Annotated in this window: 14 protein-coding genes; 8 read left to right on the top strand and 6 right to left on the bottom strand. The window is 68.2% G+C overall.

From position 1 onward, the window contains the following. Window positions 1-33 precede the first annotated feature (33 nt). From ABD768_RS14795 to ABD768_RS14785, 3 genes are read right to left on the bottom strand one after another with little or no spacing between them, the layout of a single operon-like run. On the bottom strand, window positions 34-432 hold the full coding sequence (locus ABD768_RS14795) for an MAPEG family protein (protein WP_343984074.1): 399 nt from the start codon (window positions 430-432) through the stop codon (window positions 34-36). Beyond that, the gene (locus tag ABD768_RS14790) at window positions 429-1,400 is read right to left on the bottom strand and encodes an ATP-grasp domain-containing protein (protein WP_344841020.1); all 972 of its coding nucleotides are present in this window, start codon (window positions 1,398-1,400) and stop codon (window positions 429-431) included. The genes ABD768_RS14795 and ABD768_RS14790 overlap by 4 nt, the downstream gene beginning before the upstream one ends. After that, complete coding sequence (locus ABD768_RS14785; protein WP_344841019.1) at window positions 1,397-2,341, bottom strand: glutamate-cysteine ligase family protein; 945 nt, start codon at window positions 2,339-2,341, stop codon at window positions 1,397-1,399. Before ABD768_RS14785 ends, ABD768_RS14790 begins: the two co-directional genes overlap by 4 nt. Before the next feature lie 56 nt (window positions 2,342-2,397). Here ABD768_RS14785 and ABD768_RS14780 point away from each other — a divergent pair, with 56 nt between their 5' ends. The 5 genes from ABD768_RS14780 to ABD768_RS14760 all read left to right on the top strand — a co-directional run bounded on the left by ABD768_RS14780 (window position 2,398) and on the right by ABD768_RS14760 (window position 7,155). Continuing rightward, entirely contained in the window at window positions 2,398-2,886 is a 489-nt protein-coding gene (locus ABD768_RS14780; RefSeq protein ID WP_343984068.1) for a MarR family winged helix-turn-helix transcriptional regulator, read from the top strand. Window positions 2,887-2,982: 96 nt separating this feature from the next. Further along, window positions 2,983-3,564, top strand: a complete 582-nt coding sequence (locus tag ABD768_RS14775; RefSeq protein WP_343984066.1) for an NAD-dependent epimerase/dehydratase family protein — start codon at window positions 2,983-2,985, stop codon at window positions 3,562-3,564. A 9-nt stretch (window positions 3,565-3,573) separates the two neighbouring features. Further along, window positions 3,574-4,821 (top strand): MFS transporter, encoded by a 1,248-nt coding sequence (locus ABD768_RS14770; RefSeq protein ID WP_344841017.1) that lies wholly within the window; start codon window positions 3,574-3,576, stop codon window positions 4,819-4,821. A gap of 91 nt (window positions 4,822-4,912) precedes the next feature. Beyond that, the gene (locus ABD768_RS14765; protein WP_344841015.1) at window positions 4,913-6,832 is read left to right on the top strand and encodes a beta propeller lectin; all 1,920 of its coding nucleotides are present in this window, start codon (window positions 4,913-4,915) and stop codon (window positions 6,830-6,832) included. 26 nt (window positions 6,833-6,858) lie between these two features. Then, window positions 6,859-7,155, top strand: a complete 297-nt coding sequence (locus ABD768_RS14760; RefSeq protein ID WP_343984060.1) for a protease inhibitor I42 family protein — start codon at window positions 6,859-6,861, stop codon at window positions 7,153-7,155. Here ABD768_RS14760 and ABD768_RS14755 read toward each other — a convergent pair. Together ABD768_RS14755 and ABD768_RS14750 are read right to left on the bottom strand one after the other, a co-directional pair. Beyond that, window positions 7,144-7,971 carry a PHP domain-containing protein gene (locus ABD768_RS14755; RefSeq protein WP_344841012.1) on the bottom strand — a complete coding sequence of 276 codons (828 nt, stop codon included), beginning with the start codon at window positions 7,969-7,971 and terminating at the stop codon, window positions 7,144-7,146. The genes ABD768_RS14760 and ABD768_RS14755 overlap by 12 nt on opposite strands. 6 nt (window positions 7,972-7,977) lie before the next feature. Continuing rightward, complete coding sequence (locus tag ABD768_RS14750) at window positions 7,978-8,385, bottom strand: MarR family winged helix-turn-helix transcriptional regulator (protein ID WP_343984056.1); 408 nt, start codon at window positions 8,383-8,385, stop codon at window positions 7,978-7,980. A 76-nt stretch (window positions 8,386-8,461) separates the two neighbouring features. Here ABD768_RS14750 and ABD768_RS14745 point away from each other — a divergent pair, with 76 nt between their 5' ends. Together ABD768_RS14745 and ABD768_RS14740 are read left to right on the top strand one after the other, a co-directional pair. Beyond that, the gene (locus ABD768_RS14745; RefSeq protein ID WP_344841010.1) at window positions 8,462-9,388 is read left to right on the top strand and encodes a zinc-binding alcohol dehydrogenase family protein; all 927 of its coding nucleotides are present in this window, start codon (window positions 8,462-8,464) and stop codon (window positions 9,386-9,388) included. 10 nt (window positions 9,389-9,398) lie between these two features. After that, the gene (locus tag ABD768_RS14740) at window positions 9,399-11,411 is read left to right on the top strand and encodes a GMC oxidoreductase (RefSeq protein WP_344841008.1); all 2,013 of its coding nucleotides are present in this window, start codon (window positions 9,399-9,401) and stop codon (window positions 11,409-11,411) included. Here ABD768_RS14740 and ABD768_RS14735 read toward each other — a convergent pair. Next, window positions 11,408-13,423 carry an MDR family MFS transporter gene (locus ABD768_RS14735; protein ID WP_344841006.1) on the bottom strand — a complete coding sequence of 672 codons (2,016 nt, stop codon included), beginning with the start codon at window positions 13,421-13,423 and terminating at the stop codon, window positions 11,408-11,410. The genes ABD768_RS14740 and ABD768_RS14735 overlap by 4 nt on opposite strands. A gap of 87 nt (window positions 13,424-13,510) precedes the next feature. Here ABD768_RS14735 and hemW point away from each other — a divergent pair, with 87 nt between their 5' ends. Then, complete coding sequence (gene hemW / locus ABD768_RS14730) at window positions 13,511-14,722, top strand: radical SAM family heme chaperone HemW (RefSeq protein ID WP_344841004.1); 1,212 nt, start codon at window positions 13,511-13,513, stop codon at window positions 14,720-14,722. Window positions 14,723-14,930 lie beyond the last annotated feature (208 nt).

Genomic DNA, 14,930 nt, shown 5'->3' with positions numbered 1-14,930 from the left:
GCGCCGGCTGACGGCCAGTCAGCCGGCGTCCGGTCAGATGACGGCGATCGCGGTGATTCCGAGGGTGATGCCGACCAGATAGGTGCCGAGGGCACCGATATCACGGAGCGGGCCGTGCTCGGCGAGGGTTTTCGACGTCAGCATGCCAACGGCGTGCACGGTCCGTACTACGAGCGCCGCGACCGACAGGGCGTCGACCCACCAGCTGTCGGACAGTGCCGAGCAGACCAGCAGCAGCACGATCATGGTCGGGATGTACTCCGCGGCGTTGCCGTGCGCCCGGACCGCGATGAGCAGCCGGTCGGCGGGGTCGGTCGACGCTTGCGGGCCGCCGTTCTTGCCACGGATCACCCGCCACCGGGTGACGTTGGCGCCGAGCCCGAACAGCAGGACGCCCATCAGGGCGATGCAGACGATCGTGATGGTGGTCATGTGAGTACTCCTTCGAAGTGACGGGCCGAGTCAGCGAGGTGGCTGACGATCGTGTGACTGAGCTGGGTGCCGAGCAGGGCGTCGGTCTTGTGCATGCCGCCGGGGCAGGTGACGTTGACCTCGATCAGCCGGCCGCCGATCACGTCCAGGCCGGCGATGGCGATTCCGTGCTGGAGCAGCTGCGGGCGGAGCGCGTCGACGATCGCCCGGTCGGCGTCGTCGATGTCGGCGGGCGCGACCGGCGGGCCGATCCGGAAGTCGTCGGCGCACGGCCTGCGGAGTACGGCGCCGACGATCTCGCCGTCCAGCAGGAAGAGGCGTTTGTTGCCGTGTTCAACGGCCGGTAGGTACTGCTGGGCGATCACCTGGCGACGGCCGCCGTGCGTGGCCGACTCCAGGAGCGACAGCGCGGCGTGGTCATTGCTGACCAGCCACACATCGAGACCGGCGAATCCGTCGACGGGCTTGACGACCGCGGTGCCGGTGCCGGCGACGAACTCGCGGAGGCCTGCGACGTCGGCGCCGACGAACGTCGGTGGGCAGAGGCCGGGGAAGCGCAGGGCGATCAGCTTCTCGTGCATCGCGCGGACTCCGTCGGGGCGGTTGACCACCGGCGTACCGGCCAGATCGAGCAGGTAGGTGGTGTGGAGGTAGCGCTCGTCGACGGGTGGATCGATGCGCAGTTGCACGAGGTCGAAGGTGGCGACCTCGACGACGGCGGTCGCCAGTTCGTCGTACCAGCGACGATCGACGATCCAGCGGTGGTCGCCGCCGGCCGGATGCCGTGGCCGGAGCCTGATCCGGTGGGCCCTGGCGTGAAGCTTGCCGTTGGCAACGATGAGGCCGGCGGGCTGGCAGGACCAGACGTCGAGGCCGAGGTCCTGGGTCGCGCTCATCATGCCGATGGTGGCGTCGATGTCGGCCTGCAGGCCGTCGAGCGGGTCGGTGATGAAGAGGACGCTGTTCATGCGGCCGGCTCCAATTCGGGTAGTAGCCGATCTGCGGTGCTGAGGGTTCCCATCGCTGCCGCGTGCCAGTGGTCGGCCAGCTGAGGCGCCTGCGTTTGAAGGAGGCGAAGGGTCCGGCGGCGGAGGGCGTCGTCGTACATGAGACTGGCCAGAGCCGTGATCACGGGACCCACCTCAGCTGGTTGCTGGGCGTCGAGGAAGCGAACCTCGAGGTACGTTCCGCGCGGCCGGACTGGTGGGAACAGCGTGCTGAGGTGGTCGGCGGCGCCGCCGGTGACGAAGACCTTGGCTGCGGCTGCGAATTCGGCGTACGCCGTGACTGGGTCCGCATGCAGTAGGCGGTCGTCGAAGCCGGTGCGGGCTGGGTCGGTGCGGAGCCAGGTGGTGAGGCGGCTGCCGAGGCCTGAGCTTCGAGCGAATCTGGCGGCCAGCAAGGGGCCCGCGAGGTTGAGGACTCGCCATTGCTCGATGCCGGCCTCGCCCGGCCACCAGTCCAGACAGACCTGGGTGGATGCGGTTCGGCGCATCATGCGGCGGCCGGCGGGACCGATCGTGTCGAAGTGGCGGTGCATGGCGACGTACCGCGGGGTTGTCAGCTGAAGCGGGACCTCGTGTTCGGGACGCGGGTCGCAGGGCTGGGCGTCGAGCTGGATTCCCGCTGCGGTGAGGTGGCGTTGGAGGTCCTCGGTGTAGGCGCAGAGGCTGCCGGCCGGGTCGTCGGTGCAGGGGAGGCTGAGCTCGAGTTGGCCGCCGGGTTCGAAGCTGACGTACGGCGCGGCGTGCGCGGTACGGGCTGCTCGGCGTACTCGCTCGATCGGTACGGCGGCGCCGGTCGCGGTGTCGGCGACGAGAAACTCCTGCTCGACGGCGATCCGGGTGGTCCGCCGGCGGCCCCGGGCGAACAGGCCGGCCACGAGGGGGCGTAGCTCCTTGGTGTCCATCGTCGCTCCTGATACTGTAAGGATTCCTGTCGAAATATTGGAAGGAATCCTTACGGATGTCAAGGGTTGATCGTCCTCGGCTCGACCGGAAGCCGCTGATCGCGCTGATCGACCGGGCCAACCGGGCGATGCAGGCCGACATGGTGCGGATCGCTCATCTGCGCGGTCATCCGGAGGTCAAGCCGGCCCACAACTCCGTCTTCGCGACGCTGGCCGAGGGTGGTTCGCGGGCCATCGACATGGCCGAGCGGGCCGGGATCACCCGTCAGTCGATGGGTGAGGTGGTCCGCGACATGGTCGCCCTCGGCATCCTGGAGATGCGCCCGGATCCGGCGGATCGGCGGGCCAAGCTGGTGACGTACACCGAGCACGGGCGGGAGGTGTCCGCCGACGGCCACGGTCATCTGATCGAGCTCGAGCGGCGATTCGCGGCCGAGTTCGGGGTGGTGGAGTACGAGATCGCGCGCGACATCCTCGGCCGGATCGCCGGCCTGCTGGACGACTGGGCCGCCGAGGAGGCCGGTCCGGAAGCCGTCGGCGAGTAGCTGACTTGACTCCGATGTAGTCAGTGCCTACAGTCATGAGCACAATCTGGATATCAAATATCCAGAATCAATCGAGAGAAGAGAACGACGATGGCGATGAGGATCTTTCTGGCGGGCGCATCGGGGCAGATCGGGCAGCGGTTGATCCCGCTGCTGGTCGAGGACGGGCACGTGGTCGGCGGCATGACCCGGTCGGCGGCCAAGACGGAGCTGCTCGAGCGGCTCGGCGCCGAGGCGATCCTGTGCGACGTCTTCGACCGCGACGCGCTGATCCAGGCGGTGACCGACTTCAAACCCGACCTGATCCTGAACGAGCTGACCGACCTGCCGGACGACCTGGCGCAGATCGGCGCGCACGCCGAGCTGAACGCCCGGATCCGGACCGAAGGCAACCAGAACCTGATCGAGGCCGCCCGGCAGGTCGGCTCGCCGAAGCTGCTGGTGCAGAGCGTCGCGTGGCAGTTGCCGGACGGGCCTGACGCGGTGGCCGTCGCGTCGCTCGAGAAGTCGGTGCTGGCCGAGGGCGGCGTCGTCCTGAGCTACGGGCAGTTCTACGGCCCGGGCACCTACAACGAGGAGCAGATCCCCGCCGAGCCGCGGGTGCAGATCGATCGCGCCGCCTCGCTCACGGTGGCGGCTCTGGATGCGCCTTCGGGCGTCGTCGTCATCACTGACTGAGGAGTACTGGTGTCAACATCACGGACCCGCACCCTGCCGGCGGGAGTCGCGCTGGCGGGGGCGGCGATCACGTTCACGAGCATGTACCTGGCGGCGGGCGCTTTGACGCCGTTGCTCGTTGTTTACAAGGAGCGGTTCGACTTCGCTCCCTCGATGCTGACGTTGGCGTTCGCCGTCTATGCGATCGGGTTTCTCGCGGCCGTACTGACGGTGGGCTCGCTGTCCGACTACGTCGGCCGGCGGCCGGTACTGATCGGCGCGCTGGTCGTCCAGCTCGCGTCGAATCTGCTCTTTCTGTTCGCCGCCGATGTCGGGTGGGTGATCGGCGGGCGGATCGTGCAGGGGGTGGCGAGCGGTGCGGCGACGAGTGCTTTCACGGCGATGCTCGTCGAGGTCGCGCCGGCTGACCGCAAGCGGCTCGGTACGATCCTCGGCAGCGTCGGGCTGACCGGCGGGCTTGGTGGCGGGTCGTTGCTCGCCGGGTTCGCGATCCAGTTCACGTCGTCGGCGAACACGATCATCTTCGTCGTACTGACGGTCGCGACTGTGCTGGGGATCGGCGTGGTCGCGTTCTCGCCGGAGAGCGTGGTCCGTACGTCAGGGGCGGCGCGGTCGTTGATTCCGCGGATCTCGTTCCCGGCGGCGACCCGGCGGGAGTTCGTGGCCGCTGCTCCGGTGGTGGCCGCGGTCTGGATGCTTGCGGGGCTGTCGGGCGGGCTGGCGCCGAGCATGGTGCGGAGCGTCTTCCATTCGGACAGCAGTCTGCTCGGTGGCTTCGCGGGGTTCGTCGCACCGGCCGTGTCGGCGGTGATCGGGCTGGCGTTTGCTGGGGTCGCGCCGCGGCGGGCGATGACGATCGGGATCTACGCGTCGATCATCGGGGCTGCCGGCATCATCACCGGCGTACTGGTCGGCAGCTTGGCGGTCATGATCGTCGGGCAGGCTGTTGCCGGGGTTGGGTTCGGCGCTTCGTTCACTGCTTCGTTGCGGCTGATCTTCCCGTTGGCGGCGGCGCACCAGCGGGCGGGCGTGGTGGCGGGGATCTACCTCGTCTCGTACCTCGCGCTGGGCGTGCCGATCGTGATCGAGGGGCAGCTGGTGGGTCCGCTTGGTGAGGTACCGGCTGTGTTCTGGTACACCGCGTTCACGATTCTGCTGGCCCTGATCAGCCTCATCGCGCAGCGCCGGATTACCCGGGCGGCGCTTCGTCCTCCCGTTCGGATGCCCTTGCGTGCAAAGGTCGGAAAGAGCGGTTGACCGGCTTTCTGGCGGAGAGGAGGGTGATAGCAATCATGACCGGAAGTAGCCGGATGATTGCAAATTGAAAAACCCTTGGGGAGGGAATTCGATGTCATCGATCGACGATTTGGCAGAACTTCAGGCATTGATCGGCCCGGCCGCGCCGGGCCGGGCGGCGGCCGGGGCGGATCAGCCGTCGGAGCGCCGGGCGGAGCTCTACGCCCGGCTGCTCGGCGTCACGGTTCCACGCGACCTGGTGGCCGAGATCAACCAGCGGCCGCGCGCCGCGGTGTCGATCGGGAACCTGCCGGCCGCCGTGGACTGGCGCGATGTCGGAGGACGCAATCACGTGTCTCCGGTCAAGGATCAGGGGGGATGCGGCTCGTGCGTGTCGTTCTGTACCTGCGCGACGATCGAGTCGACGGTGTCGATCGCGACCGGGGACGTCGTCGACCTGAGCGAAGCGGATCTGCATTTCTGCTCGGCCCACGGACCCGGCTGCGGCGGCTGGTGGCCGAGCAGCGCGCTGGACGAGTGCATCCGGCGCGGCGTGCCACTGGAGGAGATGTTTCCGTACTCCAGTGCCTTCGACGCCAGTGGAAATCCCAGTTGCAAGCTGGATCCGAACCGCGATGCCCGCCTTTACACACCGACCGGGTATTCCACCTTGGTGTCGACGGCGGAACGTAAACAATGGCTCGCCAATCGCGGCCCGGTGTGCGCTGTTTTCCAGGTCTATGACGATTTCTTCAGCCACACCGGCGTTTACCGGCACAGCACCGGGAACAGCGCCGGATATCACTGCGTCGAGATCGTCGGGTACTCCGATGCCGACCGGTGCTGGATCGCGAAGAACTCGTGGAGCGCGGCCTGGGGTGACAACGGATTCTTCCGGATCGGGTACGGCGAGTGCGGGATCGACGACACCAGTAACGACCGCGACGGCAGCGGATCGCTGAACCGGTTCCCGATGTACGGCGTCGAGGGTGTCAAGGTGCCGGGCGGCTGGCGTGGCTTCGAGCTGGCCCAGCCGCGGAGTGCGTCCGAAGGCGGCGGGGTGGCGGCCGTCTCCCGGATCCCGAACAGCATGGAGGTCTGGTGGGTCGGCGCTGACGGCTCCTTGCGCGACTCGTACTGGTACGAAGGCAATCCCTGGCAAGGCTTCGAACTGGCCCCGGCGGGAAGTGCGGCGCAAGGCGGCGGGGTGGCGGCGGTGTCCCGGATCCCCAGCAGCATGGAGGTTTGGTGGGTCGGCGGTAACGGTTCCGTGCAGGGGGCCTATTGGTACGAGGGCAGCAACTGGGGACGGTACGAGCTGGCCCCCGGCGGCAGCGCTTCACTGAACGGCGGGATCGCGGCCGTGTCACGCATCGCCAACAGCATGGAGCTTTGGTGGATCGGCGGCGACGGTTCCGTGCAGGGGGCCTATTGGTATGAGGGCGGCAACTGGGGACGGTACGAGCTGGCGCCGGCCGGTAGCGCTTCGCCGGGCGGCGGGGTGGCGGCGGTGTCGCGGATACCCAACAGCATGGAGGTTTGGTGGGTCGGCGCGAACGGTTCGCTGCAGGGTGCCTATTGGTATGAGGGCAACAACTGGGCACGGTACGAGCTGGCGCCGGCCGGTAGCGCTTCGCCGGGCGGCGGGGTGGCGGCGGTGTCGCGGATACCCAACAGCATGGAGGTTTGGTGGGTCGGCGCGAACGGTTCGCTGCACGATTCGTACTGGTATGACGGCGGTACCTGGCAGGGCTTCGAGTTGGCCCCGGCGGGGAGTGCCTCGCTGACTGCCGGGATCGCGGCGGTCTCGCGGATCCCGAACAGCATGGAGCTGTGGTGGACCGGCGCGAACGGTTCACTGCGCGACTCGTACTGGTACGACGGAGCCAACTGGCAAACGTTCGAGCTGACACCCGGCGGGGGTGTCTCGCCGAACGGTGGCATCGCGGCGGTCTCCCGGATCCCCAACAGCATGGAGGTCTGGTCGATCGGCTCGGCCGGATCTGTCCAGGACAATTACTGGTACCCGTAAACCAACAGTCGAGGCTGGTCAGGCCGATGAAAGAACGCTCACTACTCCGGATCGCCGTCGCCGGTGGACCCGTGGAGATCGCGCTGCCGGAGAGCCCGGCGACGGGCTACCGCTGGCATCTCGACCACGACCCGTCCGAAGTGGTGGTTGTGGGCACGACGTACCAGCCGGTCCCTGATCAGCAAGGCCTGGCCGGCGGAGGTGGAACGAGGACCTTCCAGCTGGAAGTCCTCACCCGGCACAGCATCACGCTGGACTTCTACCTCCGCCGGTCACCAGCCTCCGAGCCCCTCGAGCACCAACCTGTCGAGCTAGCGTTTTAGCCGCCAGGGCAGTTCGGGCCGTCGATCAGGAGTGAACTTGTACGCCTCGGCAACCGCGACCGCCTCGGCGAGACCCGTCGCCAGGGCTTCCGGCAGGTGAGCGTCGCTGCCGAAGGTGACGCGCTCACCGCCTTCCTCTGGCCACCACTTGAGGATCGTCGGGTGCAAGGGGATCCGGGTGTTGATCTCCAGGGCGCGCTCACCATCGGCCAGCGACCGCAGCGCCTGCCTCAGCTCGTCTTCGAAGTCTTCCGGTGCGAAGGGCTTGGCGGTGTCGGGCCAGGAGCGGATGGGGTAGTCGATGTGGGCGAACACCTCGAAGAGCTCCGAGCCGGCGACCATCCGGGGGATGTCGGCGAGGTACTCGCGGAAGACCTCGTCGGCAGGACGATGCGGATAGAGCTCCCACGGCTCGGCGTACACATCGCCGTCGAGCAGGCAGTGCAACGACCCGAGCAATCGGTCGAAGGTGCCTTGGGCAAGCAGTTTCCTGAGCTCCGCATCGTGCAGATGCGGCTGCCCGATCTCCATCCCACTGAGGATCCGCAGCTCCGGGTACTTCGCCCTGCACCTCTCGATCGACTCCAGGTAGCCCTCGGCGTCGAGCTCGGTGGCACGCAGGATGCCGTCGGTGACGAGGCCGGGCACCTTCTCCACGAGGAAGCCGGCCCGGAACGGCGTGTAGTCGACGTGCTCGGTGAAGGCGACCGAGGGGACGCCGAGATCGACGGCTCGCGCGCAGGTGAGGTCCATCGATCCCTGGTCGGCGTCCCAGGAGTACTCGGTGTGCACATGTCCGTCGCCTGGTAGCTGCATCTCGCCTCAGTCCAGAAGTTTGGTCAGCAGGGCGCCGAGCTTCCGCTGCTCGGCGAGGGTCAGCTTGCTGGTCAGCGGGGTCAGGGCGGCGCCGATCTCCGCGGTCAGCGTCGGCGCGAGGCGGTGACCGGCCGGGCTGAGGCTGACGCGGACGGCTCTGGCGTCGTCCTCGCTGGTGGTCCGCAGTACCAGGTCGCGTTTGACCGCGCGGTCGATCAGGCCGCTCACCGACGAGCGGTCGAGGCCCAGGTAGGCGGCGAGTTCGGCGATCTTCGGCTCGTGGTCGCGGAGGATCGCGAGCACCCGCAACTGGGTCAGCGACAGGTCGTGCGCGGCCGCCGCCTGGCTCAGCACCGCCATCACGGTGAAGGAGGTCTGTACCAGGCGATCCAGTGCTTCGGGGTCGGCGTCCATGCCGGAAGTCTAGCTTGCAATAGGTTGGATTGCCATCTACTTTAGATGGTATTACCACCTATTCTCAGGAGTTGTCATGCGTGCTGCGGTCGTCACTTCGTTCGGTACTCCGCCGTCCTGCCAGGACTTTCCGGATCCTGTCGCAGGGGCGCCGGAGGAGGTAGTGGCCGAGGTGGTCGCGGCGGGGTTGCATCCGCGGGTGCGGTCGCAGGCGGCGGGGTCGCACTACACGAGCTCCGCCGACCTTCCGTTGGTGCCGGGCATCGACGGGGTCGGACGGTTTCCGGACGGCACCTTGCGGTACTTCGTACTGCCCGACACGACGCTGGGCGCGATGGCTGAGCGGACACTGGTCGACGTACGGCGGAGTGTCGTGCTGCCGGCGGGGACTGATCCGGTGGTGATCGCGGCCGCGATGAATCCGGCGATGTCGTCGTGGGTCGCGTTGCGGCGGCGGGTCGGCTTCGAAGCGGGGCAGAGCGTTCTGGTGCTTGGGGCGACTGGCAACGCGGGGCGATTGGCCGTCGAGATCGCCAAGCATCTCGGTGCGGGACGGGTGATCGCGGCCGGGCGTCGTGCTGATCGGCTTGCGGCGCTCTCGGGTGCCGATGTGACGGCTTCGCTGGGTGAGGTCGGGGAGGTGGCGGCGGACGTCGATGTCGTCATCGACTACCTCTGGGGCGAGCCGACCGCCGATGCGATGCGAGCCATCGTGACGGGTCGCCGTGACAAGGATCGGCCGTTGACCTGGATCGAGGTGGGTTCGATCGCCGGGCCGACTGCGGCTCTTCCGTCGGCGGCTCTGCGTGCTGCGCGGTTGCAGATCGTCGGGAGTGGGCAAGGGTCCGTGCCGACGCGGGACATCTTGGCAGAACTGCCGGCGCTCGCCGAGGTGATCACGGCGGGGGCGCTACAGATCGACGCGCGGGCGGTGCCGTTGGCCGAGGTCGAGACAGCCTGGAAGGAGCTCGACTCCGAGCAGCGGCTCGTCATCACGCCCTAACGTTTGGGTCATGCAGCTCACCGACCACCAGCGTTCGCTTCTCGCGCAACTGGCAGACCTGGCGATCCCGCGTGATGGTTATCCTTCGGCCGCCGACACAGGCGCTGTCGCCTTCATCGAGGGCGTGCTCGAGCAAGACCGCCCCGACTGGCGGTCACGCGTCGACCGCGCCCTGAATGCGGTCGCCACCGCTCGGCCTCCCGTCCTCGGGGCTGCTCCGGCCGGTGATCGGCTGGAGCGCATGCTCGCCGACCCGGACATTGCGTGGCTGGTTCGGCTGCTGGCGCAGGGGTACTACTCCTCGCCGGTGAGCTGGCCGATGGTTGGGTGGCGGCCCGATGCGGGCGGTGCCTGGGAGGCGACGGAGACGGAGCTTGCGGTGACGCCGCGGGCGGCGCTCGCTGATCGGTACGACTGTGTGGTCATCGGGTCCGGAGCTGGTGGGGGTACTGCGGCGCAGGTGATCGCGGAGTCGGGCCGGTCGGTGCTTGTGGTGGAGACGGGGAGCTATCCGTCGACCGCCGGGTTGGCTTCGGATCACCTTCGCAATCCCCGTTCGGTGGCAGGGCTTCCGGCGCCGACTGATCCTGACCCGATGGGGCGGCCGCGGGTGTCGGTTGTCGACGGCACGGCGAGGGTGGTGCTGCCGCCTGATGGTGGCTGGGGGAACAACGCCTTCACGGTCGGTGGCGGTACGAGGGTGTACGGCGCGCAGGCCTGGCGGTTCGTGCCGCTCGACTTCGGGATGGCCGGCGCGTACGGCGTACCGGAAGGAAGCGGGTTGGCCGATTGGCCGATCACGTACGCCGAACTCGAGCCGTACTACAGCCTGGCCGAGCAGCGTTTCGGCGTGAGTGGTGGCGGGGTGGATCCGTGGCACGACGCGCGGTCGGTTGCGTTGCCGATGCCGCCCTTGCCGCGGACCGAGCCGGCGCGACTGCTGGCTGCCGCGGCGGATCGGTTGGGGTGGGGGACTCTCGACGTACCGCTGCTGATCAACTCGGTGGAGTATCAGGGGCGGCCGGGATGTGCGCGCTGTGGGCAGTGTGTTGGATTCGCCTGCCCGGTCGAGGCCAAGTCGGGTATGCACAACACCGCGCTGCCGGCCGCATTGGCGACCGGGCTGTGCACACTCGTCGCGGAGACGACGGCCTCGCGCCTGGTGACCGGCGGCGGGGGCAGGGTCACCGGCGTCGAACTGGTTGCCATCGACAACGGTCGCGTCTGGCGGCGTACGGTGGACTGCGCTGAGGTCGTCGTCGCGGCGGGCGCCACCGAGACTCCGCGGCTGTTGCTCAACAGCGGGATCGGCAACGAGCACGACCAGGTCGGCCGCTATCTCCAGGCCCATGTCTACGCGGGCGCGATCGGCCTGTTCGACGACGAGGTGTCCGATCTGATCGGCCCAGGAGTGTCGATCGCGACCTGCGACTTCCGCCACGGCAACGACGGCATCATCGGCGGCGGCATGCTCGCCGACGAGTTCGTACCGACGCCCGCCGCGACCTACGACTATCTGACGGCCGCCGGCCTCATCCCGCGCACAGGCCTCGACAGCAAGCAGGCGATGCGCCACGAATCCCGCCGGATGATGCGCGTCGTCGGACCGATCCAGGAGGTCACCTCACCCGACTCCAGAGTCCGGCTCGACCCTTCGGTCACCGACCGCTTCGGCCTCCCCGTCGCCCGGATCAGCGGCTCGATCCACCCCGAAGACCTCCGCACCCAAGCGTTCATGAGCGCGAAGGCCCGCGACTGGCTCCTCGAGGCCGGCGCCACCCGTACCGCCGTCTCCGCCCTCACCACCCGCAACCAAGCCAGCGTCGGCCAGCACCAAGCCGGCAGCTGCCGAATGGGCACCGACCCCGCCCACTCCGTCACCGACCCCGACGGCCGCGTGTGGGGACACGAGAACGTGTACGTCGCCGACGCGTCCCTTCACGTCACGAACGGCGGCGTGAACCCAGTTCTCACAGTCCTGGCCAATGCCTTGAGAATCGCCGACCACCTGACGAAGGCCTAGGCGTTGGTGAGGGCCGAGTGTTTGCCGGTGGTGAGGGATTGGCCTCGGTCGATCATCTGCTCGGCGATCTTGTCGACCGCGGTGGAGAAGGCGGGGGCGTTGTCGGGGTCCCAGTCTTCGAGGCGGGCGAGGATCCAGACTCGGTAGGCGCCGACGAAACGCTGGAAGAGTTCTAGGCCGGGTTGGGTGAAGCGGTAGTGGCCCAGGGTTTCGGAGAGATAGCCGTCGGCGACCAGTTGGGCGGCCAGCGGTTCGAAGACGCCTGGTGGGACCTTGAGGTCGCCGGTGATTTCCTGCAGGGTGGCGGATCCGCTCTCGGCGCCGCCCCGGAAGACGCGCATGATCATCCAGGCCTGGGCGATCGAGAGCGGGATGCCGGACTCGGCCAGGACCTCGGGGCCGGGGTTGCGTTTGTGGTTCTGGACGACCAGGGCGAAGAGTTTCTGCAGCTCGTGCTCGGAGTCGAAGGACGCGGGTGCGGCGAAGCTGTCGCCGACGCCGGAGTTGCCGCCCGCCGCGACCCGGGCGGTGTCGCGGAGCGGGACCTCCTTCAGGAGCAGGGCAACGAGGAAGCCGACCACGGCAACCGGTACCGCCGCCAGGAACACCACGTGCAACGCGTCGGCGTACGCCGCGGTGATCGGTTCGCGCGCTGCCTCAGGCAGCTGCCGCAAACCCTCGACCGACGCGGCCGCCCGAGGATCGACGCCTGCAGGAATTGCCCCGGCCAGCTTGTCGGGCAGCGTCGATGCGTAGAAGGACCCGAAGACGGCGACGCCGAACGAGCTACCCATCGTCCGCAGGAAGCTCACCCCCGAGGTGGCCACCCCGAGATCCGCGTAGTCGACCGTGCTCTGGACGACAACCGTCGGCACCGGCATACACAGACCGACCCCAAGTCCCAGTACGACCATGAAGCCCGCCGTGGTCAGGTACGCCGTGTGGTTGGTCATCAGCGACAACAGGTAGAGCCCGCCCGCGATCAGCACCGTCCCCACGATCGGGAAGATCCGGTACCGCCCGGTCTTGCTGATGATCGTGCCGACCCCGATCGACGCGACCAGCAACCCGAGCACCAGCGGCAGCATCTGCAGCCCGGAGTCCGTCGCCGAGGCGCCGTGCACGTACTGCAGGTACGTCGGCAGGAACGTGACCCCACCCAGCATCGCGAACCCGATGATGAAGCTCAGCAACGCACAGACCGAGAACACCCCGGATTTGAACAACCGCATCGGCAGCAACGGCTCGGCCGCCCGCAGCTCGACCAGGATGAACAGCCCGAGCGCGATCAGCGACCCGACCGTCATCACGATGATCGTCGGCGACAGCCAGTCGTACTCGTTCCCGCCCCACGTCGTGACGAGGGTCAGCCCGGTCGCGGCCAGCCCGATCAGCAGAATGCCCAGGTAGTCGATCGCCGGTTTCACCGCCGCCTTGACCGACGGCAGCGTGATGGCCGCGACGATCAGCACGATGACGCCCAGCGGCAGGTTCACGTAGAACGCCCACCGCCAGCTCAGCTGGTCGACGAAGAGCCCGCCGAGCAGCGGCCCGGCGACCGTGGAGACGCCGAAGACCGAACCGATGAAGCCCTGGTACTTCCCTCGCTCGCTCAACGGCACGACGTCCGCGATCACCGCCGTCGCGGTCACCATCAGCCCGCCGGCGCCGAGCCCCTGGATCGCCCGCGACCCGACCAGCCAGAGCATGTCGTTCGCCATCCCGCAGAGCGCGGACCCGGCCAGGAACAGCACGACGCTGATCAGGAACATCCGTTTGCGCCCGTACAGGTCGCCGAACTTGCCGACCAGCGCCGTCATGATGGTCTCGGCCAGCAGGTACGCCGTCACCACCCAGGACAGGTGGTTGGCGCCGCCGAGATCGCTGACGATGGTCGGCAACGCGGTCGCGACGATCGTCTGATCGAGGGCCGCGAGCAGCATTCCGAGCATGATCGCGACCACCACGGCGTTCTGGGTGGCTTTTCCGACGGGCTGAGCCTCGGTCTCCATGAGCTGAATGTAGCGACTCAGGCACGGAGCGCTACCACGGAATCACCGCGATCGGGTCTCGGAATTTCCGGCCCGTACGATGGGCGGGTGCCATCGACACTGCCCGAGGGGGAGGTTGCGCCCCGGGACGGGTCGCTGCCGGAGCCCGCGATCCGCGAGGCTGCCACCAGGCCTTTCGGGTTCTACCTGCACGTCCCGTTCTGCGCCGCGCGCTGCGGATACTGCGACTTCAACACCTACACCGCCAAGGAACTCGGCGGCGGTGGTTCGCAGGCGTCGTACGCCGAAACCGCGGTGGCCGAGGTCCGGCTGGCGCGCAAGGTGCTCGGTGACCTCGACCGGCCGGTCGACACGATCTTCTTCGGCGGCGGTACGCCGACCCTGCTGCCGGCCGAGGATCTGGGGCGGATGCTGGCCGCCGTGCGGGACGAGTTCGGGCTGGCCCCCGGCGCCGAGGTGACGACCGAGGCGAATCCCGAGTCCGTCGATCCGGCGTACCTGGCCGCGATCCGCGAGGCCGGCTTCAACCGTGTCTCCTTCGGCATGCAGAGCGCCACACCGCACGTGCTCCAGATCCTCGACCGCAAGCACACGCCCGGCCGCGCGCTCGAAGCGGCCAAAGAGGCGACCGCCGCCGGGTTCGAGCACGTCAACCTCGACCTGATCTACGGCACGCCGGGCGAATCCCTCGAGGACTGGCGCAGGTCGCTGGAGTCCGCGCTGTCCGCCGAGCCCGACCACGTGAGCGCCTACGCGCTGATCGTCGAGGACGGCACCCAACTCGCCCGCCGGGTACGCCGCGGCGAGCTGCCGATGCCCGACGACGACGATCTCGCCGACAAGTACGTGCTGGCCGACGACCTGCTGACAAACGCCGGCCTCGGCTGGTACGAGGTCTCCAACTGGGCCCGTACGCCGGAAGCCCGCTGCCGCCACAACGAGCTCTACTGGCGAGGCGACACCTGGTGGGGGATCGGCCCCGGCGCCCACAGCCACGTCGGCGGGGTCCGCTGGTGGAACGTCAAGCACCCCACCGCGTACGCCGAGCGGCTCGCGGCCGGCGACAGCCCGGCGTACGCGCGGGAGACCCTGGACGCCGAGACGCGCCGGGTCGAGCGGGTGCTGCTCGAGATCCGGCTGGCCGACGGGCTGCCGCTGGACGTCCTCGACGAGGCCGGCCGCAACGCCGTGAAGGATGCGGTGGGCAACGATCTGCTGACCGAGCGGAACGGCCGGCTGATGCTCACGCGCCGTGGTCGGTTACTGGCCGACGCCGTCGTCCGTGACTTGCTGCCGTGATCCGGAACTGACAGGGAAAAGCCAGGAAAAACAGCGATCCGTCACCGGCGTGGTTCGCTCAGTGACATTTGTGGCGGGTATGTACTGACCAATGCCGGGTCATGTCTCAGCGTAACGATGTGGTCCTTGACACAGTCAGTTGAAACGCTCGAAACTCAATCCACTTTCCCTCACCGAAAGCGCTCTCAACCCGTCCTCTGTAACAGGG

This window comes from Kribbella ginsengisoli (genome assembly GCF_039537185.1).
Taxonomy (GTDB): Bacteria; Actinomycetota; Actinomycetes; order Propionibacteriales; family Kribbellaceae; genus Kribbella; species Kribbella koreensis.
This window is presented reverse-complemented; position numbering and strand designations above follow the sequence as displayed.